This is a genomic window from Roseovarius bejariae, assembly GCF_009669325.1.
GTDB lineage: Bacteria > Pseudomonadota > Alphaproteobacteria > Rhodobacterales > Rhodobacteraceae > Roseovarius > Roseovarius bejariae.
On the sequence record NZ_SZWE01000001.1, the window covers coordinates 399,564 to 420,313 of the forward strand.

The following is a 20,750-nucleotide window of genomic DNA, read 5'->3' on the forward strand; positions in this document are numbered from 1 at the left end:
GCCATTCTTGGGCAGCTATTCGGCGGCCACCTTGCGCGCGGAGAGCATCTCCTTGAGGTAACGCCCGGTGTGGCTGCGCTCCACCTCGGCCACCTCTTCGGGGGTGCCGGTGGCCACGATCTCGCCGCCCCCGTCGCCCCCCTCGGGGCCGATGTCGATGATATGATCGGCGGTTTTCACAACGTCGAGGTTGTGCTCGATCACCACCACGGTGTTTCCCGCCTCCACCAACTCGTGCAGCACTTCCAACAGCTTCTTCACATCCTCGAAATGCAGGCCCGTCGTCGGTTCGTCCAGAATATAAAGCGTCCGCCCGGTCGAGCGTTTCGCCAGTTCCTTCGACAGCTTCACACGCTGCGCCTCGCCCCCCGACAGCGTCGTCGCCTGCTGGCCCACCTTGATATATCCAAGGCCCACACGCACCAGCGCATCCATCTTCTCGCGGATGCTCGGCACCGCCTTGAAGAACTCCTGCGCGTCCTCGACAGTCATATCAAGAACGTCGGCGATGCTCTTGCCTTTCCACTGAATTTCCAAAGTCTCGCGGTTATACCGCGCGCCTTGGCAAGTCTCGCAAGTCACGTAAACATCGGGCAGGAAATGCATCTCGATCTTGATGACACCATCCCCCTGACAGGCTTCACAGCGCCCGCCCTTCACGTTGAAACTGAACCGCCCCGGCTTGTAGCCACGCGCCTTCGCCTCGGGCAGCCCCGCGAACCAATCACGAATGGGCGTAAAGGCCCCGGTATAGGTGGCAGGGTTGGATCGCGGCGTGCGCCCGATGGGCCGCTGGTCAATGTCGATCACCTTGTCCAGATGCTCCAGCCCCTTGATCGTCTCACAGGGCGCGGGCGTCTGTCGCGCGCCGTTCAGACGCATGGAGGCCGTCTTGAACAGGGTCTCGATCGTCAGCGTGGATTTACCCCCACCCGACACGCCGGTCACGCACACGAACTTGCCCAACGGGAAATCGGCCGTCACGTTTTTCAGGTTGTTCCCGGTGGCCTTCACCACGCTCAGTTTCTTCTTATTGCCTTTGCGCCGGGTCGCCGGCACGCCAATCTCGCGCACACCGGATAGATACTGCCCGGTGATCGAATTGGCATCCTTGGCCACCACATCGGGCGTGCCGTGGCTTACCACCTGCCCGCCATGCACCCCTGCGCCGGGGCCGATGTCAAAGACGTAATCGGCGGTGCGAATGGCCTCCTCGTCGTGTTCCACCACGATCACCGTATTCCCCTGATCGCGCAGGTTTTGCAGCGTCTGCAACAGCCGCCCGTTATCGCGTTGGTGCAACCCGATGGATGGCTCGTCCAGCACATACAAAACCCCGGTCAAGCCGCTGCCGATCTGGCTCGCCAGCCTGATCCGCTGGCTCTCCCCGCCCGACAGCGTCCCGGCATTGCGGCTCAGCGTCAGGTAATCCAGACCGACGTTGTTCAAGAACCCCAACCGCTCGCGAATTTCCTTCAAGATCGCCGTGGCAATCTCGTTTTTCTGCTTGGTGAGGTTTTCCGGCACCCCCGCGCACCAGTCATAGGCCTCGCGGATCGACATCTGCACCACTTGGCCCACATGCAGACGCTCCTCCTGCCCGCCCCCGGCGGGACCGATTTTCACCGCCAAGGCCTCCTCGCGCAGGCGATACCCACCACAGGCCCCGCAGGGGCGATTGTTCTGATACCGCTCGAACTCCTCGCGAATCCAGTTGCTGTCCGTCTCGCGATAGCGCCGCTCCATATTGGGGATCACCCCCTCGAAGCTGCGGCTCACCTGGTACACCCGTCCACCCTCGTCATAGCGGAACTGGATTTCCTCGTCCCCCGAGCCATACAAAAACACCTGCTGCACATGCTTGGGCAGGTCCTTCCACCGGGCGTTGGCGTCAAATTCGTAATGCTTGGCAATCGCCTCGATGGTCTGAAGGAAATAGGGGCTTTTGCCCTTCCGCCACGGCGCAATCGCCCCGTCGCTGATCTTCAGCGTGGCATCGGGCACCACCAGTTGTTCGTCGAAAAACAACTCCGCCCCAAGGCCGTCGCATTCCGGGCAGGCCCCGAAAGGCGCGTTGAAGGAAAACAGCCGCGGCTCGATCTCGGGAATGGTGAAACCACTCACCGGACAGGCGAAATTCTCCGAAAAGGTATGCCGCTCCGGCTCCCCTTCCTTCGGCGCGGTCTCCAGAATGGCAATCCCATCGGCCAAATCCAAGGCGGTGCGAAAACTGTCGGCCAGCCGGGTTTCCAGCTCCTCTTTCACCACGATCCGGTCCACCACCACGTCGATGTCATGGCGGTACTTCTTGTCCAGCGCCGGCGGCTCGTCCAGATCATGAAAGGCGCCATCCACCTTCACCCGCTGAAACCCCTGCTTGCGCAATTCCAGCATCTCCTTGCGGTACTCGCCCTTGCGGTCGCGCACGATGGGGGCCAGCAGATAGGCGCGTGTGCCCTCCTCCATACCCATCACCCGGTCGACCATATCCTGCACCTGCTGCGCCTCGATGGGCTTGCCGGTGGCCGGGCTATAGGGCGTGCCGACCCGGGCAAACAAAAGCCGCATGTAATCGTAAATCTCGGTCACCGTGCCAACGGTCGAGCGGGGGTTCTTGCTGGTGGTCTTCTGCTCGATGGAAATCGCCGGGGATAGCCCGCTGATGTGGTCCACATCCGGCTTTTCCATCATGTCCAAAAACTGCCGCGCATAGGCCGACAGGCTTTCGACATAGCGCCGCTGCCCCTCGGCATAGATCGTGTCAAACGCCAACGAGGATTTGCCCGAGCCCGACAGCCCGGTGATCACCACCAGTTCATTGCGCGGGATATCGACATCGATCCCCTTGAGGTTATGCTCCCGCGCCCCGCGCACTTCGATGTTTTTCAACTCGGCCATCTGGTCCCCCGTCAACGGTGGTTAACAGATAGGCGATGCGCCTGAGTCGTCCAAGTCGAAAATGCGAACATAGCGCGAACATGACGGTTCCCGCCTATTTCTCCGCCAAGGCCCAGGCACAGATCGGGAACTCCGGGTCGTTTTCCAGATCATCCCGCTCCCGGTCATACTCCGGCGGCCAGGGCTCCTCGAAATTACGAAGGGCGGCCATCCGGTTGCCCCACTGGCGCGATTTGATCTTCTCTGGCTCGAACCCGGCCTCGATCAACAGGTTTTTCAACCCGCGCGCCGACCAGCGCGAACAATCCACAGGCGCTCCGTGGTAGGGGATGAAAAACGGTACCGCGATCCAGAAATACCCCCCCTTGCGCAGCATGTTTCGGACATTTTTCGTGGCCGCATAGGGCCGATCCAGATGCTCCCAGACCTGATTGGCAAGGATGATGTCGAACTTGCGCACCTGCCCATCCCCATCCACGAACGGCCCCTCGCAAATATCGTACTTGGGATAGCGGAACCGCTCGTAACTCTTGAAATCATAGCGCTGACCGTGCTTGCCGGAAATCTCCGCCGCCGCCATCTCGGTCAGCGGCAATTCCTCCAACCACCGCCGCGAGGTCCGCTGCATCACGATCCGGTTCACACTGCCCATCGGCCCCTCCAACTCACATCAAAAAGGGGCAGGATACCCCACCCCTTTCTTCTTTTTACAAATATCCCGGGGGAGGCGTTGAAAATCAACGATTTTCAACGTCGGGGGCAGCGCCCCCAAAACCCCGCTTATATATGGATCACCCGGTCAAAGGCATCCAACACGCTTTCGTGCATCATCTCGCTCAGCGTCGGATGCGGGAAGACAGCGTTCATCAGGTCCTCTTCCGTGGTCTCCAACTGGCGGCCCACGACATAGCCCTGAATCAATTCCGTCACCTCGGCCCCGATCATATGCGCGCCCAGAAGCTCTCCGGTTTTCTCATCAAAGACCGTCTTGATCATGCCCTCGGGCTCGCCAAGGGCAATCGCCTTGCCGTTGCCGATGAAGGGGAAGCGGCCCACCTTGATCTTGTAGCCTTCTTCCTTCGCCTGCGCCTCGGTCAGGCCGACACTGGCCACCTGCGGCTGGCAATAGGTACAACCGGCGATGCTTTCGGGTTTGACGGGGTGCGGATGCCCGCCCGCGATCATCTCGGCCACCATGACGCCCTCGTGGCTTGCCTTGTGCGCCAGCCACGGTGCGCCCGCCACATCGCCAATGGCATAAAGCCCATCAACCCCGGTGCGGCAGAATTCATCGGTCACCACGTGACTCCGGTCCACCTTCACGCCCAGGTCCTCAAGGCCAAGCCCCTCGGTATTGCCCACGATCCCCACGGCGGAAATCACCGTGTCGAAGTCGTGCTTTTCCACTTTGCCGCCCGCTTCGATATGGGCGGTCACCTTGTCCTTGCCGCGATCCAGCTGTTTGACCATGGCTTTCTCCATGATGGTCATCTTCTGCTTTTCAAAGGCTTTCTTGGCCATGCCGGAAATCTCGGCATCTTCCACCGGCAGGATACGGTCCATCACCTCGACCACCGTGGTCTCAGCCCCCAAGGTGTTATAGAAGCTGGCAAATTCGATCCCGATCGCGCCCGACCCGATGACCAGCAGCTTCTTGGGCATATGCGGCGGGGTCAGGGCGTGCTTGTAGGTCCAGACCCGCGCGCCATCGGCCTCAAGCCCCGGCAATTCCCGCGCCCGCGCGCCCGTCGCCAGCACGATATGCTTGGCCTCCAGTTCCTCGGTGCCCTTCTCGGTCTTGACGCTGACCTTGCCCTTGGCCGGGATCGTCGCCTCGCCCATGATGGCCGTGACCTTGTTCTTCTTGAGCAAGTGACCCACACCGGAATTCAACTGCTTGGCCACCGCGCGCGAGCGTTTGACCACCGCATCCAGATCGTAATCCACGCCCTCGGCCTTCAGGCCGAACTCCTTGGCGCGATGCATCAGGTGAAACACTTCCGAGGATCGCAGCATCGCCTTGGTGGGGATACATCCCCAGTTCAGGCAAATCCCGCCCATGTGCTCGCGTTCGACCACGGCCACCTTGAGGCCCAGTTGCGCCCCCCGGATCGCGGCCACATAGCCGCCCGGCCCGGCGCCGATCACGATCATGTCAAAGCTCTTCGCTGCCATCACGGCCTCCGTCACAAGATTTAGTTTGATATTAAACTATCTGCCATTTCATAACAACGCAGCAAAGCGCACCGGGCACGGAATGCCCCCGGAAGTGCCTGCAACCCCTTGGGATACCGCGTGATTTTCTTGCCCCGCCCAAAACGCCAAACGCCCCCGAATTCGGGGGCGCGGCAAGATTTGCAAACTCGAGGCGCGTTTGGACGCATGATCCTGTCGGCAGGCCGACACCGGTTCAGGCCGCCGCCATCTCCTCCTGCAAGCGTCGCAGGGTCACGGCATAGCCGCCCTGCTCCTCGTACTCCGTCTCCGACCGGGTCGAGTGGCGCGACAGCGCCGCGTTGCGATAGGGGAAGCGACCGAAGCGGCGGATCACCTCGCGGTGGGCACGGGCATGCAGCAGGTTGTTTCCGCCGGTTTCCGGCATCCGCTGACAGATCAGGCGCACGCAATGCTCCTGATCGCAAAGGTTTTCGGAATGCATCAGCGGCAGGTAAAAGAACTGCCGCGCCGGCTCATCAATGCGCATGTCCCACTTGCGCTCGATGGCCGACTTGGCCGCCGCCAGCGCCGCGCGATCCGTGGCAAAGGCCCGCCCCTCGCCGCGAAACATATTGCGCGGAAACTGGTCCATCAGGATGATATAGGCCAGCGTCCCACTGGGATAGGTCAGCCACAGGCTATAGGCCCCGCCCCGTGCATTCTCCCAAGCCGATAAAAACCGCTCGCGGATTTTGGCGTCCAACTCCTCGGACGAGTCATACCACCCCTTGGGGCCAATCTCATCCAACCAGAAACTCAGTACCTCTTCAGGCGCAACCATAGGTATCTCCTCATTCGCCCATGCCCGTCGCAAAACTGTTACTAAAAGGTTAACTGCATGTTATCCTTCAAGAACAGTAACGATTTACTACACTTCCAACATTCCGCGTGACGTTAGCGCCATCACGGCGTGACTTTGCTCTCTTCCTCCAAAGCGGCCTCTTCCTGCGCGGTCTCGATCGCGTATTCCTGCGCGAATTCCACCGCCATCGGTGTCGCCCCCAGTGCCACCGGCGCATAGCTGTCCGTGTCCTCGACCGACGGGGCGGCGCGTTGCGTCATCCGATAGGCCGCATAGCCCGCCATCGCCAGCAACAGCACCGCGATGAACAGGAAAAACCCGCGCGGCCCGATCTGCCCCATGACCCACCCCGTCACAAGCGGGCCGGTGACCGCGCCGAGGCCGTTGATGAACACCATCCCGCCCGAGGCCGCGGCCATGTCGTCGAACTCCAGGAAATCGTTCGTATAGGCGATCAGCAGCGCGTAAAGCGGGTTCGAGACCCCGCCGATCATCAACCCGGCCACCAGCAACATCGTGAAATATCCCCCCAGAACAAAGCCCAGCAAGGCCCCCACCCCGCCGATCACGGCAGTCGCAAGGATCAGGACCCGCCGGTCCATCCGGTCCGACATCCAACCCACCGGGTATTGCAGCACCAGCGCCCCGATAAAGAAGGTCGAAACAAAGGCCGAGATCTGCCCCACGCTCAGCCCCGCCTCGGCACCGAAAACCGGCGCCATGCCGAACTGTGCCGAAAACACCCCGCCCAACAGGAACATCCCCACACAGCCCAGCGGCGAAATCCGCATGATTTCCAGCAGGCTCATCGGCTTGGTGGTGTCGAAGGCGGGTGTCGGGCTGATCGACAACAAGATCGGCGCAAAGGCGATCGACACCAGCACCGAGGAGGTGATGAACAGCACGAAACCCGACGGATCGGCCAGCACCATGATCCCCTGCGCCGACACGATCCCGGCCATCTGCACGATCATGTAAAGCGACAGGGATTGCCCGCGTGTCTCGTTGGTGGCCGCGTTGTTCAGCCAGCTTTCGGCGGTGACATACACGCCCGAAAAGCAAAACCCGATCACGATCCGTCCCGCCATCCACGCGATGGGATGCGTCGCCACCGGATAGAGGATCAACACCGCCGAGATCAGCGACCCCAGCGCCGCAAAGACCCTTACGTGCCCGACGCGCCGGATCATTTCCGGCGCCATGCGTGATCCGAACAGGAAGCCCACGAAATAGCCCGACATGACAATGGACATGGAAAAGGTCGAAAACCCCTCCAATTGCCCACGCACACCCAAAAGCGTGCCTTGCAGGCCATTGCCCACCTGCAACAGCATCATTCCCAAAAGAAGGGCCCATGAACTGGCCAGAACCTTGATCATTCCCGGTCTCCTGTTCTCCACGCCGCACAGCTAACAGCGTGACGGGCCTCTTGGCCGATCAAACCCGACTCACCCAATGTCGCTTTCATCGCTGCCAGATGCCGCGTCGCGGTTCAACCGCCTGTCGCCATGCTCCCGGTTTTGCGGTATTGGCGCCGCCCTTGCACGAACACCCTGGCTCTCAGTCCGGGATCAAAAGCGAGGCATCGCCATAACTGAAAAAACGATACTCCGCGCGCACGGCATGATCGTAAATCTCGCGGATACGGTCCTGCCCCATCAAGGCACTGACCAGCATCATCAGCGTGGATTTCGGCAGGTGGAAATTTGTCATCAGGGCATCGGTGACACGAAACGCGAAACCGGGGTAGATGAAAATATCCGTATCGCCTTCCCACGCGGCGATCTGCCCGCTGTCCTGCGCGGCGCTTTCGATCAGCCGCAGGGCCGTGGTGCCAACGGGGATGATCCGCCCGCCCTTGGCCTTGGTCTCGGCGATCTCTTGTGCGGCGGCCTCGCTCACCCGGCCCCATTCGGCGTGCATCTTGTGGGTCGTGACATCCTCCACCTTCACCGGAAGGAAAGTCCCCGCCCCCACATGCAGGGTGACATGGCTCACCCCCACGCCCATCTCGCGCAGGCTGTCCAGAAGCGCATCGTCAAAATGAAGCGAGGCCGTGGGCGCCGCCACCGCCCCGGGATGACGTGCCCAGACGGTCTGATAATCCTCGCGGTCCTGCGCGTCAGCGGCCCGGCGCGCGGCGATATAGGGCGGCAAGGGCATGGCCCCGGCGGCATCCAGCGCCGCGTCGAACGCCTCGCCCTCAAGGTTGAAGCGCAAGATCGCCTGCCCCTCGTGCTTGGCCTCGCAACTGGCCTCAAGGCCCGCGCCAAACCGCACGACCTCACCTTCGGCCAGCTTCTTCAACGGCTTCACCATGGCCGCCCATGTGCCATCGGGCCCCGGCTCAAGAAGCGTCACCTCGATCCGGGCCTCGGTCAGGCCCTGCGCACTCTGCCGCGCCCGCAGGCCGGACAGGCGCGCCGGAATCACTGCGGTGTCGTTCAGAACCAGCCGGTCACCCGGGCGCAGGAACTGCCCGAGGTCACGCACCACCGCATCGGTGATGCCGCCCCCTTCGGCCACCAGAAGCCGCGCCGCGGTCCGTGGCCGTGCGGGCCGCGTGGCGATCAATCGCTCCGGCAGGTCGAAATCGAAATCGCTCAGCTTCACTGCCCGTTTCCTCGCCCTGTGTCTTGTGGTCTGCGCTCGTCCTGTTGCGGGGCGGCTTGCTGTCCCCCATTCCGCTCCGGCGGCGGGCGGCGGAACAGTTCGCGGAACATCCCCGGCGTAAACACCGACAAGGGGTTCATGCTGACCTGCGGGTTCGCCGCCCGCCCCGTCAGCTCGTAATTCACGCCCACAAGGCCCTCGCCGCGGCGGGTAAAGATGCCGCCGATCCCGTTGAGCATGTAAAACGGCGAGATCACACCCTGCATATCCATCTGTTCGCTTTCCATGAAGTAATAGCCATCCATCGAAATCCCCATAGAGGCCCCGACCGCGCTGCCCGAGTACAGCGTCACCCGCTTGGGCGACAGCCTGAATCGCGCATCGACCTCGCCAAAATGGATGCCCTCGCCGTCCAACTGCTCCAACAGGCCCACGACACTCATCGCATTCAGCAGTGCCGCCAGCGCCGGCGCATCCTTGAGACGCAAGTCGCGCGCCGTCAACTGGCCATCATAGGTGCCCGGCGCCTCCGCCGGGGCCAGCACCAGGTCAAGCGTGCCGTCCCGCGCCTGTTTCAACAACCCGGCCGAGCCCAGTACCCCCCCGGCATTGTCCGATTGTATCCGAAAGGCGCTCCGGCCCCGCTGCGGCACGACCCGGCCACGCACCGGCGCGCCGCCGTTGACCTTGCCGGTGAAACTGCCATCCGCACCGCGCCGCATATCCAGATCGGCCCGGAAATCGGTCAGGGCGATGCCATCGGAAATCTGCAACCGGTCCAGCGCAAGGCTCACCGGCCCGCCCTCGCGGCGCGCCTGCCCGTCCCCTTGACCCTCCCCCGAAAGCGAGGTCTGCCGCAAATCGACCGTCCCGCCGCGCACCTGTACCGCAGGCGTCACACCCGCTCCGCGCCCGATCAGGTCCACCGGCGCATCCAACCACGTGCCGACCCGCACGCTCTCGAAACTGGCGCGCTCCAACTGCCCGTCCTCGCGCAGGGTCACACGCCCCAGCGCCGACAATCCCGCCGCGTCCAACGCCACGCGGCTCAACTCCGGCGGCGTGCCCAGACGGCCCGCCACCTCCAACCTGCCCTGCGCGGCGCGCGGCAGGCTCCAATCCAACTGCCGCAGGCTCAGGCCCACCCCGGCCAAGTCCGAGGTCATCTCGAAGGCTCCGGGCTGTCCCTTCTCGAAATCGATCACCACATCGGCCCGCCCGGCGCCCGACAGGCTTCCCGGGGGCAGGCCGATGTTGAACTCGTCGGCAAAGCGTTCCGACAGCTCGACCCAGCCTTCGACACGCGCCGCACCGCCACCCTCGGGGCCAAGCGCCGCACGATAACGGCCATTGACCGGCACCCGGCCCAAACGCCCCTCGCCCCCGACGGTCAGGCTGTCGTTCCCGGCGCGCACCTCAAGCTGCGTCGCCGCCAGAACCCGCCCCGGCACCAGAACCTCGCTGCGGACATCGCGCAGCGTGCCCCCCACGTCGAAGGCCACCTCGTCCGGTTTCAATCCGGGCTTGAGCAGGAAATCCAGCCGCCCTTCCAGCACCGCCCGCCCATCGGCCAGCGCCACGGGCCGTCCCGCCTTGTCGAGAAAGCGAAACGGTTCTTCGTTCAGCAGCGACAAGGCCGCGGTTATCGTGCTCTCCGTGCGCAATTGCGTTCGCGCCGGGCCGCGCTTGATCGCCACGTTGGGCACTTCGAAACTGGTCCCCGCAATATCGATCCGCCCGCCCTCGGCGGCCTGCACGAAGCCTTCCGTGGCCGCGATGACAAACCGATTGTCGTAAAGCGAGGCATGTCCCGCCGCGGCCTGAATATGCGGCACGTCCTTGATAAACCGCGTCTCCAACCCCGTGTAATCGAAGCCCAGAAACACATCCGGGCGGCTTTTCGGCTGTGACCGCACGGCAAGCTGTATCTCGCTCAACTCCGCCGTCTTCACGTTCTCGTCGATCCATGTCCGGGTCTTGGGCTTCACCCCGACGGGCCACAGCTCCAACAGGCGCGCGGGCGATAGCCCGTCCATTTCGCCATCCAAAGCCAGATCCCAGCCCTCCGGTTCGGCCTGCACCTCACCGCGCAGCACAAGATACCTGTCCCGGTCCACAAGGCTCATCTGTCCAAGGCTCAACCGGAAGGGCTCCATCTCAAGGCGCATGTCCATGGCCACCTGTTCCAGTTCCACGGGGGCCGGGTAAAGCTCCGCGGGGTTGGCACTGATCCGGCTGACCTGGAACTGCGCCTGAAGTTCACTGGGCCAACCGCTCTCCATCCCCACCAGATAGGCCTGCCCCTCGGCCTGCGCGCTGACCCAGGGGCTTTCAAGGCTGACCTCGTCGAACCGCAGGACCTGCTGCCTTGGATCATAGGTGAAGTAGCTGCGCGCGCTGGAAAACGGGATCGGCTTGGTGGCCTCGGTGGGCTGCAAAACGCCCGCGCCGATCTGCAAGGTCGCGTTGAGCGGGCCAAGCCGCCCGTCCTCGGCCACTTCCGCCCGCAACGCCCCCGAAATCGGCGCATCAAGCGCGTCAAGCCAAGTTAGCGCTGGGGACTGCCCGGCAATGTCGCGGGCGGGCATATCCTCGAAGCTGACGCCGAATTCGGCCTCGGCCTCGCCCATCCGCCCGGTGTAGTTCACTGCCAGCGTCGTGGCATAGGCCCGGTTGCCCAACAGCACGAAATCGCCCCTGATCTGCAAATCCTCGCCCGTCCGCTCCAGCATCAAGCGCCCGCCATCCACGGTCCAGGCCCGTTGCGCGCGGGCATCCTCGTAGCGCAGCGTCATGTTGCGCGCCTCGACGCGCGCAAGCGAGGCAAAATGCGGCTCACGCAGCAGGTCTTCCAAGGGCTGCAACAAGGCGGCCATGCTGGGGGCTTCTTCGACCGCCGGGGTCGCCGCCTCCCCAAGGCTGACGCCAAGGCCGCCGCCCACGCTCCGCCGCAGGGTAACCTGAACCCCGGACACCTGGATCACACCGGGCCGCAACTCCCCCTGCAACAGCGGCTTGAGGGCCAACGTGCCCTGCACGTCCGTCAGGTTGGCCAAGGGCTGACCCGCCTCGTCACGCACCGTGACCTCACGCAGGCTCAGCCGCGGAATCCAGTCATCCTCCATGACAACCGACATATCCCCAAGGCCAAGCTGCAAATCGCCCGAATCCGCGTTGATCCGCTCGGTGATCCGCGTCCGCAGCCAATCGGGCGCGCTTACCTGCGTGCCCACCAGCGCCATCAGCCCGACAACGCCGGCCACCACCAGCGCCAACAAGAACGCCAGTGCCCATAACAGCACCCGCCGCCATCTGCGGCGCGGTGGCTTGATGTCTTCCGTTTCACTCATATGATCCGACCGTGCAGGCCCTGCCCCGGCCTGCCTGCCTCGTCCTTTTCTCTGGCCTTACGCGTCCTAATATGAAACCGCAGACTGCACATAACAAGGATATCCCATGACCGACAGCGCCCAAATGGCCCCCGATTTCACCCTGCCGCGCGATGGCGACGACAACGTGACCCTCTCCACCCTGCGCCCCGCACCGGTGGTTTTGTTCTTCTACCCGCGCGACGACACCTCCGGCTGCACCAAGGAGGCCATCGGCTTCACCGAAATGCACGGGGAATTTCAGGCCCTCGGCGCCCATGTCATGGGGATTTCCAAGGATACCGTCGCCAAGCACGAAAAATTCCGCGACAAGCACAGCCTTGGCATCCCGCTTCTGTCGGACGCCGAGGACGAGGTCTGCGAGGCTTTCGGCGTCTTCAAGGAAAAGAAGATGTACGGCAAAACCTTCATGGGCATCGAACGCTCCACCTTTCTGATCGACGGCGAAGGACGCATCGCACGCGAATGGCGCAAGGTGAAAGTCCCCGGCCATGTCGAGGAGGTGCTCCAGGCCCTGAAAGACCTCACCGCATGACCCAAACGCTTGCAGAGATGGCGGTGGAGGTCCTCACCACCGCCGATGGCCGCGCCAAAACCGCCCTCTCGCGCCGCCATGCCGCCACGTGGTTTGCCGCCCGTGAGGCCGGGCAGGACATCCCCATCGGTCAGGCCATACCGCCGCTGCGCCCCGCCCGCCCCGAAAAGCCAGAGCTTCTGGACCCCCGCGACGTGCCCCGCCGCCGCCCCGGAAGCCCACGGGGCCGCGTCGCCATCCTGCACGCCGTGGCCCATATCGAGCTCAACGCCGTTGACCTGCACTGGGACATCATCGCGCGCTTCACCGACACGCCCATGCCCATGGGCTTCTACGACGACTGGGTGAAATCGGCGGACGAGGAATCCAAGCATTTCAACCTCGTCTCCGACAGCTTGGAGGCCCACGACAGCCACTACGGCGCCCTGCCCGCCCATGCGGGCATGTGGCGCGCCGCCGAGGATACGGCGCAGGACATCATGGGCCGCCTCGCCGTCGTGCCCATGGTGCTTGAGGCCCGCGGGCTCGACGTCACCCCCGGCATGATCGAGATTTTCGAGAAGGCCAAGGACGACCAGACCGTCGAGGCGCTCAAGGTCATCTACGCCGAAGAAGTCGGCCACGTGGCCTATGGCTCCAAATGGTTCCACTTCCTTTGCGGGCGTCACGAAAAAGACCCCAAACAGGTCTTTCACGCGCTGGTGAAACGCTATTTCCACGGCCCGCTGAAGCCCCCCTTCAACGAGGAAAAGCGCGCCGAGGCGGGCCTGCCGCCCGATTTCTACTGGCCCCTGGCCACCTGAACACCGCCAAAATGCCGCAGCTCCCCCGGGCAAATGCCCGGGGCAAGCCTTTGTAGATCGGCGATTTTTTGCCACTCGCGCCACATCTTGCCGAAATTGGCGAATCACCAGCCCAAAAAACTTGCTCAAAGGTTAAGCACTGGCTAAGCACTTGGGCCAAGGCGCGGTCACTTAATATGACCACTTGAAAACTAAAAAAGCGTCGGCCGTTGGGAAAAGGGACAAAAGGGACGGGATTTTTCGTGCGCACACGACTCGCTATCAAATTTCACGCGCTGCTAGAGCGCTACTTCCCCGAGCGCCGGGTTTTCCTGCGCTCCGATACGGACACACGCTTCATCCGGCTTCGCCCCGGCTCACAGCTTCTGGCCTTTGCCGGCGCCACGGCCATCGTCGCCTGGACGATCATCGCCACCGCCGTTCTCGTGATGGATTCGATCGGCGCGGGCAATTTCCGCGAACAGGCCAAGCGCGATCAGCGCACCTATGAAATGCGCCTCAACGCGCTGTCCTCGGAACGCGACAAACGCGCCGAAGAGGCCGCCGCGGCACAGGAACGCTTCAACTCGGCACTCAAGCAGATTTCGGCCATGCAGTCCGAACTGCTGGCCTCGGAAACCCGCCGCCGCGAACTGGAAACCGGCATCGAGGTGATCCAGTCCACCCTGCGCACCGCGATGACCGAACGCGACGACGCCCGCGACGAAGCACAGGAACTCGCCCTCGCGCTGGAAAACAACGACGGCGCCACCCTGCCCGGCGAAAACGGCGAAAACGCCACCGACGGCACGCTCAACGTTCTGGCCGCCGCCCTGCAAGACACAGCCCGCGAACGCGACCAGATCCGCAAGGACGCTCAGACCGCCCTTCTGGAAGCCGATGAAATGGCCCTGCGCCTGAAGCTCATTCAGGACCAGAACGATCAGATCTTCCGCCAACTCGAAGAGGCGATGACCATCTCGGTCGAACCGCTCGACAAGATGTTCCGCGCGGCGGGCATGAACACCAAGGATTTGCTGAACACCGTGCGCCGCGGCTATTCCGGCCAGGGCGGCCCGCTGATGCCGCTCAGCTTCTCCACCCGTGGCGAAGACCCTTCGCCCGACGCCGAGCGCGCCAACCGCATCCTCAACGGGCTGGACGATTTGAACCTCTACCGTATCGCCGCGCAAAAGGCCCCCTTCTCGGTGCCGCTCAAGGGCAATTTCCGGTATACCTCCGGCTTCGGGATGCGCTGGGGCCGGATGCACAAGGGCACCGATTTCGCCGCGCCCCACGGCACCCCCATCTACGCCACCGCCGACGGGGTCGTCACCCACGCCGGTTGGCTCTCGGGATATGGCCGTCTCGTGAAAATCCAGCACGAGTTCGGGATTGAAACCCGCTACGCCCACAATTCGAAAATCTTCGTGAAGAAAGGCCAAAGGGTCTCGCGCGGACAAAAGATTTCGGCTATGGGCAATACTGGACGATCCACCGGGACCCATCTACACTACGAGGTCCGTGTGGGCGGCAAAGCCGTCAACCCCATGATCTATATCAAGGCTGCTAACGATGTTTTCTAAAAGCAAAATCAACGAACCCGCGCCCAAGGCAGGTGACGCACCCAAACCGGCAGCGCCCGACACCAAGGCCGAGACGCCCCGCAGCGACGCGCCCAGCACCGAGTTCAAGGCCTCTGCGCCCAAGGCGAAACCGCCTGCGTCCGTGCTGTCGTCTGATCTGCATGTCACCGGCAACCTCAAAACCACCGGCGACATTCAGGTCGAAGGCACCATCGAAGGCGATATTCGCGCTCACCTTCTGACGGTTGGCGAAGGCGCCACCATCAAGGGCGAAGTGATTGCCGATGATGTCGTCGTGAACGGCCGTATCGTGGGCCGCGTGCGCGGCCTCAAGGTCCGCCTGACCTCGACCGCCCGTGTCGAAGGCGACATCATCCACAAGACCATCGCCATCGAATCCGGCGCCCACTTCGAAGGCTCGGTTCAGCGTCAGGACGATCCACTCAACGCCAAGGGCGGCAAGCCGTCCGGCGGTCAGGCCCAGGCCCAGGCTCCGGCGCAAACCAAGCCGGCCGACGCCAAGTCGTAAGACACCGCACGACAGACACCCAAAGGCGCCCTGCCCCGGCAGCGGCGCCTTTTTCATGGGCAGCGGTCAAGCACCCCCTGACATGACAAGATGGGTATCCGTAATACGTGGTTGACCCGGTCACTTGAGATGGCAGATCGAAATCGTAATTTGTTGTGGATGGACGAGTGACTGCTATGCGCAGGGAGGGGAGTTTGCAAAGTCTTTGCTTCAAACAACACAACATGGTGGGCTTTCCACCTATACGGCGATGAGCTTAACGTTGTTTTCTAACCCTATGGGCTACAATCATGCAAAAAAACACATTCTTATACGAGGTATCCCAGGAACTTGCGCGCTTCGACGCCAAACTCTTGGGTTTGTTTAGATGTCCGGTATGTCTTCGAGACCTGCCGATTGGCAACTTTGGAAGCTCCGACGCAGACACTGCGATCAACGAAGAGCACATAATACCGGATTCAGTCGGGGGAAAACAAACGACCTTTCTGTGCAAAAGGTGCAATAGCACATTCGGGCACAAGCAGACAAAATGGCTCGTCGAGTGGATTGAGCTAAACGAGGGAGGCGCACCATTTCCGATAGATCCGAAAAAGCAGAAGGCTAGGATTAGTGCCAACGGCCGCAAATTGAATGGTTCAATACATCTCGGTGAGGATGGAGCGTTTGAATTTTACTCCGACCGAGAACGTTCAAACCCAGTAGACTTCGATGCGCACTGGAGCGAACCAAAACCCTCGGAAATCAAGATTGAATTTTCTATGCCAGTCTTTTCTAACGAGGAAACTTTGCGGGTGGGCTATCTCACTGCCGCGTATGGTCTTTGGTTCAAGAATTTCGGTTATTCCTTTATCCTTCAGTCAAGCTTGGACATTGTCAGAAGGCAGATTCTGGACCCAGATAAAAACATTATGGATTGGAACTTTCTCATTGAGATCCCAGCTCGAGAAATCAGAGAGCCGGGCATCGGGCTTATGAGATTTGATGAAGATTACTTTCCGATTGCTGTAATCTACGATCACATAGTGCTGCTGCCCACAGCGCAGAAACTACACCCTCCAAGCATGTCTGACGAAAAAATATCCAAGAAGCTGATGTCTCTGGGTGACGAAATTGCCCCACGTTTTCAGCATCGCTGCGTTGGACCAGCCGTTATGATTTGTGACGGTCAAGTCATTATTCAGCCAGACATGATTGCCAATGCGACTATCCCCCCTCAGCACATCTGGGTCGATGGCTGGCCATAGGCGCAGCCCTTAGCGAGGAAAGGGCAGCTTACGCTGCACTTGGCGTGAACGTCTGCCTAAATGTCCACTCCGGGCTGACACCTGCCATTCACGCTCCGCTCATATCAACACATTCAAAAAATCTACGATGTCGCGGTTCCTGTCAAATCAATCACGTATTACTGATACCCTGAAAAGATTAAACATTCGTAACCGCAGGCATCACGCCTACCCGCCCCGGACTTGATCCGGGGCCCCACTCCGCCCGCCTGAGTCAGGAAATTTCGTACGACTCGTACGGTCGCCCGAATGCACACCCTGATTTTCGTACGAAACACGCGTACAAAACGTACGACTCGTACGAAAAATCAGTTCTGGCCTTGCTCCGCCTCAAGTGCGCGATAACGGGCCACGTTTTCGTTGTGCTCGGCCAGTGTCTCGGCAAAGGCATGGCCATCGCGCGGGTCCAGCGTTTTTGCCACGAAGAAGATGTAATCGGTGTCCAGAGGATTGACCGCCGCCTCGATACTGGCCCGTCCCGGATTGGCAATCGGTGTTGGTGGCAAGCCTTCGATTACGTAAGTATTCCAAGGGGTTGCAGCGCGAAGTTCACTCCGCCGCAAGCCCCGGCCAAGCACGCCTTCCCCCTTGGTGATGCCGTAGATCACCGTCGGGTCGGTCTGCAATCTCATGCCCTGCCGCAAGCGGTTGGTAAAGACACTGGCCACCTGCCCGCGTTCCGAGGGCACGCCGGTTTCCTTCTCGATCACCGAGGCAAGGATTAACGCCTCGTACGGGGAGTCAAGCGGAATGCCTTCGGCCCTGTTCTGCCAGGCTTCGGCAAGGATAACATCCTGAGCCTGCCGCATTCTTTCGATCACGCTGCCGCGCGTATCCCCGGCGCGCACCTCGTAACTGTCGGGGGCAAGGCTGCCTTCGGGCGGGGTTTCGTTAACCTCTCCCTCCAGAACGTCGACCGATTGCAACCCATTGACGATCTGCCAGCTTGTCACCCCTTCGGCCACCGCGATGCGATAACGTGTATCGGCCTTTTCCCGCACGTTTTCAAAGGCTTCCGGTGCGTCGCTCTCCCCCGGAATGAAGGCCGCCTTCTCGACATAGCGGTTCGTGGCCGGATCCAGTTCGCGCACCTGCACTTCCGACCGGGTTACCCCGATTCGATAAACCACCTCGGTCCCGCAGGTGCTTGCGCCTCCCCGGGTGATGATATCGGTGATCTCCTGCATGCTGGCCCCATCGGGGATAAGCCAGCTTCCGGCCTTCAACTGACTGGATTTATTGGAATATTCCGCACCGACACGAAAGATGGTGCCGTTGCTCAAGGCGCCTTGCCCCACCAATTCCCGCGACACGGCGCGCATATTCGTGCCCCGTTCCACCCGCAGGCAGATGGATTCCTCCAAGGGCCCTTCCGCGGTGTATTCGGCCTGCCCCCAAAGGATCACGCCCCCCAGAAGGAAAACCAGAACAACAAGGAAAGTCAGGAAGTTAGAGGCGATATGCCGCCACATCAGCGCAGCTTCCCGATGCAAAGCGAGGCATTGGTGCCGCCAAAGCCAAAGCTGTTGGACATCGCCACGTTGATCTCCCGCTCCCTTGCGGCATTGGGCGCAAGATCAAGCGGGGTTTCCACCGCCGGGTTATCAAGGTTGATCGTCGGCGGCGCCACTTGGTCACGCACCGCAAGGATCGAGAAGATCGCCTCGATCGCCCCCGCAGCCCCCAGAAGGTGCCCGGTCGAAGACTTGGTCGAACTCATCGTCGCCTTGCCCGCTGCCGCGCCCAGAAGTTTCTCAACCGCCTTCAATTCAATGGTATCCGCCATGGTCGAGGTGCCATGCGCGTTCATGTAATCCACCTCCGAAGGGTCGATCCCTGCGTGGCCAAGCGCCGCCTGCATCGCGCGGAATCCACCGTCGCCATCCTCCGACGGGGCGGTGATGTGATAGGCATCGCCCGACAGGCCATAGCCCAGAACCTCGGCGTAAATCTTGGCGCCACGCGCCTTGGCGTGCTCGTATTCCTCCAGCACGACAACACCCGCGCCCTCGCCCATGACAAACCCGTCCCGGTCCGCGTCATAGGGGCGGCTTGCCGCCTGCGGATCATCGGCGCGCTTGGTCGACAGGGCCTTGCAGGCGTTGAACCCGGCGATCCCGATCTCGCAAATCGCCGCCTCGGCGCCACCGGCCACCATCACGTCGGCATCGCCGTACTTGATCAGGCGCGAGGCATCGCCGATCGCATGCGCGCCCGTCGAACAGGCCGTCACCACAGCATGGTTCGGCCCTTTGAAGCCATAGCGAATGCTCACCTGCCCGCTGATCAGGTTGATCAGGGCGCCGGGGATGAAGAACGGCGAGACCCGCCGCACACCCTTGTCACGGATCAAAAGCGTTGTCTGCTCGATGGATTGCAGCCCCCCGATGCCCGAGCCCAGCATCACGCCGGTCCGCATCAGGCTTTCTTCGTCCTCGGGGGTCCAGCCCGCATCGGCCACCGCCTGATCCGCAGCCGCCAACCCGTAAAGAATGAAATCATCCACCTTGCGGCGCTCTTTCGGCGCCATGTGGTCGTCGGGGTTGAAGGTGCCATCGCTGCCATCGCCATAGGGCACTTCGCAGGCGTATTTCGTCGCGACGTTCTGGGGATCGAAACGGGTGATCGTTCCCGCCCCCGATTGCCCGTCCAGCAAGCGCTTCCAGCTTTCCTCGACCCCTGACGCCAAAGGCGTGACCAATCCAAGGCCGGTAACAACGACACGACGCATCCTGCTGCCCTCTCACAAATTTCCTCGGGTGCTCTTAGCGCGCCTTACCCCCGGGGGGCAAGCCCAAGCAGGCCCCGCAAGCGGGGCCATGCCAGTGTTTCAGGTCGGAAATTGAACCCAAATCGCCTTACTGGAACTCGGCTGTGGGTTCGGGTTCGGCCTGCGCAAGGGCCAAGGCCTCTTGCAGGTCCACATCGCGCGACAGAAGCGCCCGACCGATCAATGTACCGGCCACGTTGGGCACATACTTGAGCCGCGAAACATCATCCGTGCTGCGCACGGTGCCACGCGCGATCACCGGATGGTGGGTCTGTGCGGCCAGATGGGTGATCACCCCAAGGCTGCCGTCGGTATCCTCGATATCGGCATCGACATCGGTCACGATGATCCCGGCCAGCGGCGCGTCATCAAAGGCCTTGATATAGTCCTCGGGCGTAAAGGCCGATTGCGATTTCCAGCCTTCGGTCATGACCGCGCCGTGGAAGACATCCACCGCCAGAACGATCTGATCCGGATAGAATTTGGCCAGCTCCCGCAACAAATCCGGGTCATGCGCCGCCATGGTACCGACAACGATACGCCCCGCGCCCTTGTCGATCCAACGCTCGACCGCATCGCGTGAGCGGAAGCCACCCCCCAATTGCACGGGGATGCCTGCCGCACGGATGATGTCTTCCAGAAGCTCGGCATTATCGCCGTCCCCCGCAAGGGCATTGATATCCGTGACATGCATCCACTCGGCCCCGGCGGCGGCAAAACCACGCGCAGTCTCGACCGGGTCCACATGCCAGATCACGGGTTCTTCCAAACGGCCCCGCGTCAGCGAAACACATTTGCCGTTGTGCAGTTCAAGGGTGGGATAAATGATCATGCCAGAAGTGCCTTTCCGTCGCATCATGCGCGCGCATCAGCGCGCAACCAGAATCGACTCTGGAGTGTCTTAGCGACCCCTGATTGTACCAAATCGGCATGATGCGGCCAAATCGCGCCTTCTTGACCATGCGACAATGAAAAAGGCCCCCGCCAACCGGCAGGGGCCTTGGAAAATCGCAAAGCGACGGAAAGCTTACGACGCTTCCTTGATGAACTTCACCGCGTCGCCGAAGGTCTGGATGGTTTCGGCTGCGTCGTCGGGAATTTCAATGCCGAACTCTTCTTCGAAGGCCATGACCAGCTCAACGGTGTCAAGGCTGTCAGCGCCCAGGTCGTCGATGAACGAGGCGTTCTCGGCCACCTTGTCCTCTTCAACGCCCAGATGTTCCACAACGATCTTTTTAACGCGATCTGCGATGTCGCTCATGTCTTAATCCTCATCTACTTTCGAACCTTGCGGTCCGTTTTCCGCCCCTGCCCACGCCGGGAAGCGGGTTTGCTTATGCCCCTCC

15 protein-coding genes and 1 pseudogene are annotated in these 20,750 nt (G+C 61.8%); 5 read left to right on the plus strand and 11 right to left on the minus strand.

The genetic code is table 11. The annotated features are described in order from the left end of the window. Positions 1-15: 15 nt before the first annotated feature. The 7 genes from uvrA to FDP25_RS02000 all read right to left on the minus strand — a co-directional run bounded on the left by uvrA (position 16) and on the right by FDP25_RS02000 (position 11,880). Complete coding sequence (gene uvrA, locus FDP25_RS01970) at positions 16-2,898, minus strand: excinuclease ABC subunit UvrA (protein WP_154148493.1); 2,883 nt, start codon at positions 2,896-2,898, stop codon at positions 16-18. 94 nt (positions 2,899-2,992) lie between these two features. Continuing rightward, the gene (locus FDP25_RS01975) at positions 2,993-3,550 is read right to left on the minus strand and encodes a class I SAM-dependent methyltransferase (RefSeq protein WP_154148494.1); all 558 of its coding nucleotides are present in this window, start codon (positions 3,548-3,550) and stop codon (positions 2,993-2,995) included. A gap of 128 nt (positions 3,551-3,678) precedes the next feature. Further along, positions 3,679-5,073, minus strand: a complete 1,395-nt coding sequence (lpdA, locus tag FDP25_RS01980; protein ID WP_154148495.1) for a dihydrolipoyl dehydrogenase — start codon at positions 5,071-5,073, stop codon at positions 3,679-3,681. Between the two features lie 235 nt (positions 5,074-5,308). Then, entirely contained in the window at positions 5,309-5,896 is a 588-nt protein-coding gene (locus FDP25_RS01985) for a DUF924 family protein (protein ID WP_154148496.1), read from the minus strand. A 122-nt stretch (positions 5,897-6,018) separates the two neighbouring features. Next, positions 6,019-7,296, minus strand: coding sequence for an MFS transporter (locus FDP25_RS01990; RefSeq protein WP_154148497.1), 1,278 nt, complete (start codon positions 7,294-7,296; stop codon positions 6,019-6,021). 181 nt (positions 7,297-7,477) lie between these two features. Continuing rightward, on the minus strand, positions 7,478-8,530 hold the full coding sequence (gene queA, locus FDP25_RS01995; RefSeq protein WP_343031934.1) for a tRNA preQ1(34) S-adenosylmethionine ribosyltransferase-isomerase QueA: 1,053 nt from the start codon (positions 8,528-8,530) through the stop codon (positions 7,478-7,480). Further along, positions 8,527-11,880 carry an AsmA-like C-terminal region-containing protein gene (locus FDP25_RS02000; RefSeq protein ID WP_154148498.1) on the minus strand — a complete coding sequence of 1,118 codons (3,354 nt, stop codon included), beginning with the start codon at positions 11,878-11,880 and terminating at the stop codon, positions 8,527-8,529. The genes queA and FDP25_RS02000 overlap by 4 nt, the downstream gene beginning before the upstream one ends. Before the next feature lie 106 nt (positions 11,881-11,986). Here FDP25_RS02000 and FDP25_RS02005 point away from each other — a divergent pair, with 106 nt between their 5' ends. The 5 genes and pseudogenes from FDP25_RS02005 to FDP25_RS17435 all read left to right on the plus strand — a co-directional run. Continuing rightward, positions 11,987-12,454 (plus strand): peroxiredoxin, encoded by a 468-nt coding sequence (locus FDP25_RS02005; protein WP_154148499.1) that lies wholly within the window; start codon positions 11,987-11,989, stop codon positions 12,452-12,454. Continuing rightward, a complete protein-coding gene (locus FDP25_RS02010) occupies positions 12,451-13,257 on the plus strand; it encodes a ferritin-like domain-containing protein (RefSeq protein WP_246175738.1) in 807 nt (268 codons plus the stop codon). The genes FDP25_RS02005 and FDP25_RS02010 overlap by 4 nt, the downstream gene beginning before the upstream one ends. 242 nt (positions 13,258-13,499) lie before the next feature. Continuing rightward, entirely contained in the window at positions 13,500-14,822 is a 1,323-nt protein-coding gene (locus FDP25_RS02015) for a DUF5930 domain-containing protein (protein ID WP_343031935.1), read from the plus strand. After that, positions 14,812-15,351, plus strand: a complete 540-nt coding sequence (locus tag FDP25_RS02020; protein ID WP_154148500.1) for a bactofilin family protein — start codon at positions 14,812-14,814, stop codon at positions 15,349-15,351. The genes FDP25_RS02015 and FDP25_RS02020 overlap by 11 nt, the downstream gene beginning before the upstream one ends. Before the next feature lie 290 nt (positions 15,352-15,641). Next, positions 15,642-15,863: pseudogene (locus FDP25_RS17435) on the plus strand (HNH endonuclease); the annotation flags it as partial. A gap of 1,079 nt (positions 15,864-16,942) precedes the next feature. Here the strand turns inward: FDP25_RS17435 and mltG are convergent. The 4 genes from mltG to FDP25_RS02045 all read right to left on the minus strand — a co-directional run bounded on the left by mltG (position 16,943) and on the right by FDP25_RS02045 (position 20,665). Beyond that, positions 16,943-18,106, minus strand: a complete 1,164-nt coding sequence (gene mltG, locus FDP25_RS02030) for an endolytic transglycosylase MltG (RefSeq protein WP_154148502.1) — start codon at positions 18,104-18,106, stop codon at positions 16,943-16,945. After that, positions 18,106-19,365 carry a beta-ketoacyl-ACP synthase II gene (gene fabF / locus FDP25_RS02035; RefSeq protein WP_154148503.1) on the minus strand — a complete coding sequence of 420 codons (1,260 nt, stop codon included), beginning with the start codon at positions 19,363-19,365 and terminating at the stop codon, positions 18,106-18,108. The genes mltG and fabF overlap by 1 nt, the downstream gene beginning before the upstream one ends. 127 nt (positions 19,366-19,492) lie before the next feature. Further along, positions 19,493-20,236 carry a 1-(5-phosphoribosyl)-5-[(5-phosphoribosylamino)methylideneamino] imidazole-4-carboxamide isomerase gene (locus tag FDP25_RS02040; protein ID WP_154148504.1) on the minus strand — a complete coding sequence of 248 codons (744 nt, stop codon included), beginning with the start codon at positions 20,234-20,236 and terminating at the stop codon, positions 19,493-19,495. A gap of 195 nt (positions 20,237-20,431) precedes the next feature. Then, positions 20,432-20,665 carry an acyl carrier protein gene (locus FDP25_RS02045; protein WP_154148505.1) on the minus strand — a complete coding sequence of 78 codons (234 nt, stop codon included), beginning with the start codon at positions 20,663-20,665 and terminating at the stop codon, positions 20,432-20,434. Positions 20,666-20,750: the final 85 nt, after the last annotated feature.

Bases quoted from the DNA above. Each gene is read 5' to 3' on its own strand.
- uvrA (WP_154148493.1), bottom strand. From the start codon at position 2,898: ATGGCCGAGTTGAAAAACATCGAAGTGCGCGGGGCGCGGGAGCATAAC.
- FDP25_RS01975 (WP_154148494.1), bottom strand. From the start codon at position 3,550: ATGGGCAGTGTGAACCGGATCGTGATGCAGCGGACCTCGCGGCGGTGG.
- lpdA (WP_154148495.1), bottom strand. From the start codon at position 5,073: ATGGCAGCGAAGAGCTTTGACATGATCGTGATCGGCGCCGGGCCGGGC.
- FDP25_RS01985 (WP_154148496.1), bottom strand. From the start codon at position 5,896: ATGGTTGCGCCTGAAGAGGTACTGAGTTTCTGGTTGGATGAGATTGGC.
- FDP25_RS01990 (WP_154148497.1), bottom strand. From the start codon at position 7,296: ATGATCAAGGTTCTGGCCAGTTCATGGGCCCTTCTTTTGGGAATGATG.
- FDP25_RS02000 (WP_154148498.1), bottom strand. From the start codon at position 11,880: ATGAGTGAAACGGAAGACATCAAGCCACCGCGCCGCAGATGGCGGCGG.
- FDP25_RS02005 (WP_154148499.1), top strand. From the start codon at position 11,987: ATGACCGACAGCGCCCAAATGGCCCCCGATTTCACCCTGCCGCGCGAT.
- FDP25_RS02010 (WP_246175738.1), top strand. From the start codon at position 12,451: ATGACCCAAACGCTTGCAGAGATGGCGGTGGAGGTCCTCACCACCGCC.
- FDP25_RS02020 (WP_154148500.1), top strand. From the start codon at position 14,812: ATGTTTTCTAAAAGCAAAATCAACGAACCCGCGCCCAAGGCAGGTGAC.
- mltG (WP_154148502.1), bottom strand. From the start codon at position 18,106: ATGTGGCGGCATATCGCCTCTAACTTCCTGACTTTCCTTGTTGTTCTG.
- fabF (WP_154148503.1), bottom strand. From the start codon at position 19,365: ATGCGTCGTGTCGTTGTTACCGGCCTTGGATTGGTCACGCCTTTGGCG.
- FDP25_RS02040 (WP_154148504.1), bottom strand. From the start codon at position 20,236: ATGATCATTTATCCCACCCTTGAACTGCACAACGGCAAATGTGTTTCG.
- FDP25_RS02045 (WP_154148505.1), bottom strand. From the start codon at position 20,665: ATGAGCGACATCGCAGATCGCGTTAAAAAGATCGTTGTGGAACATCTG.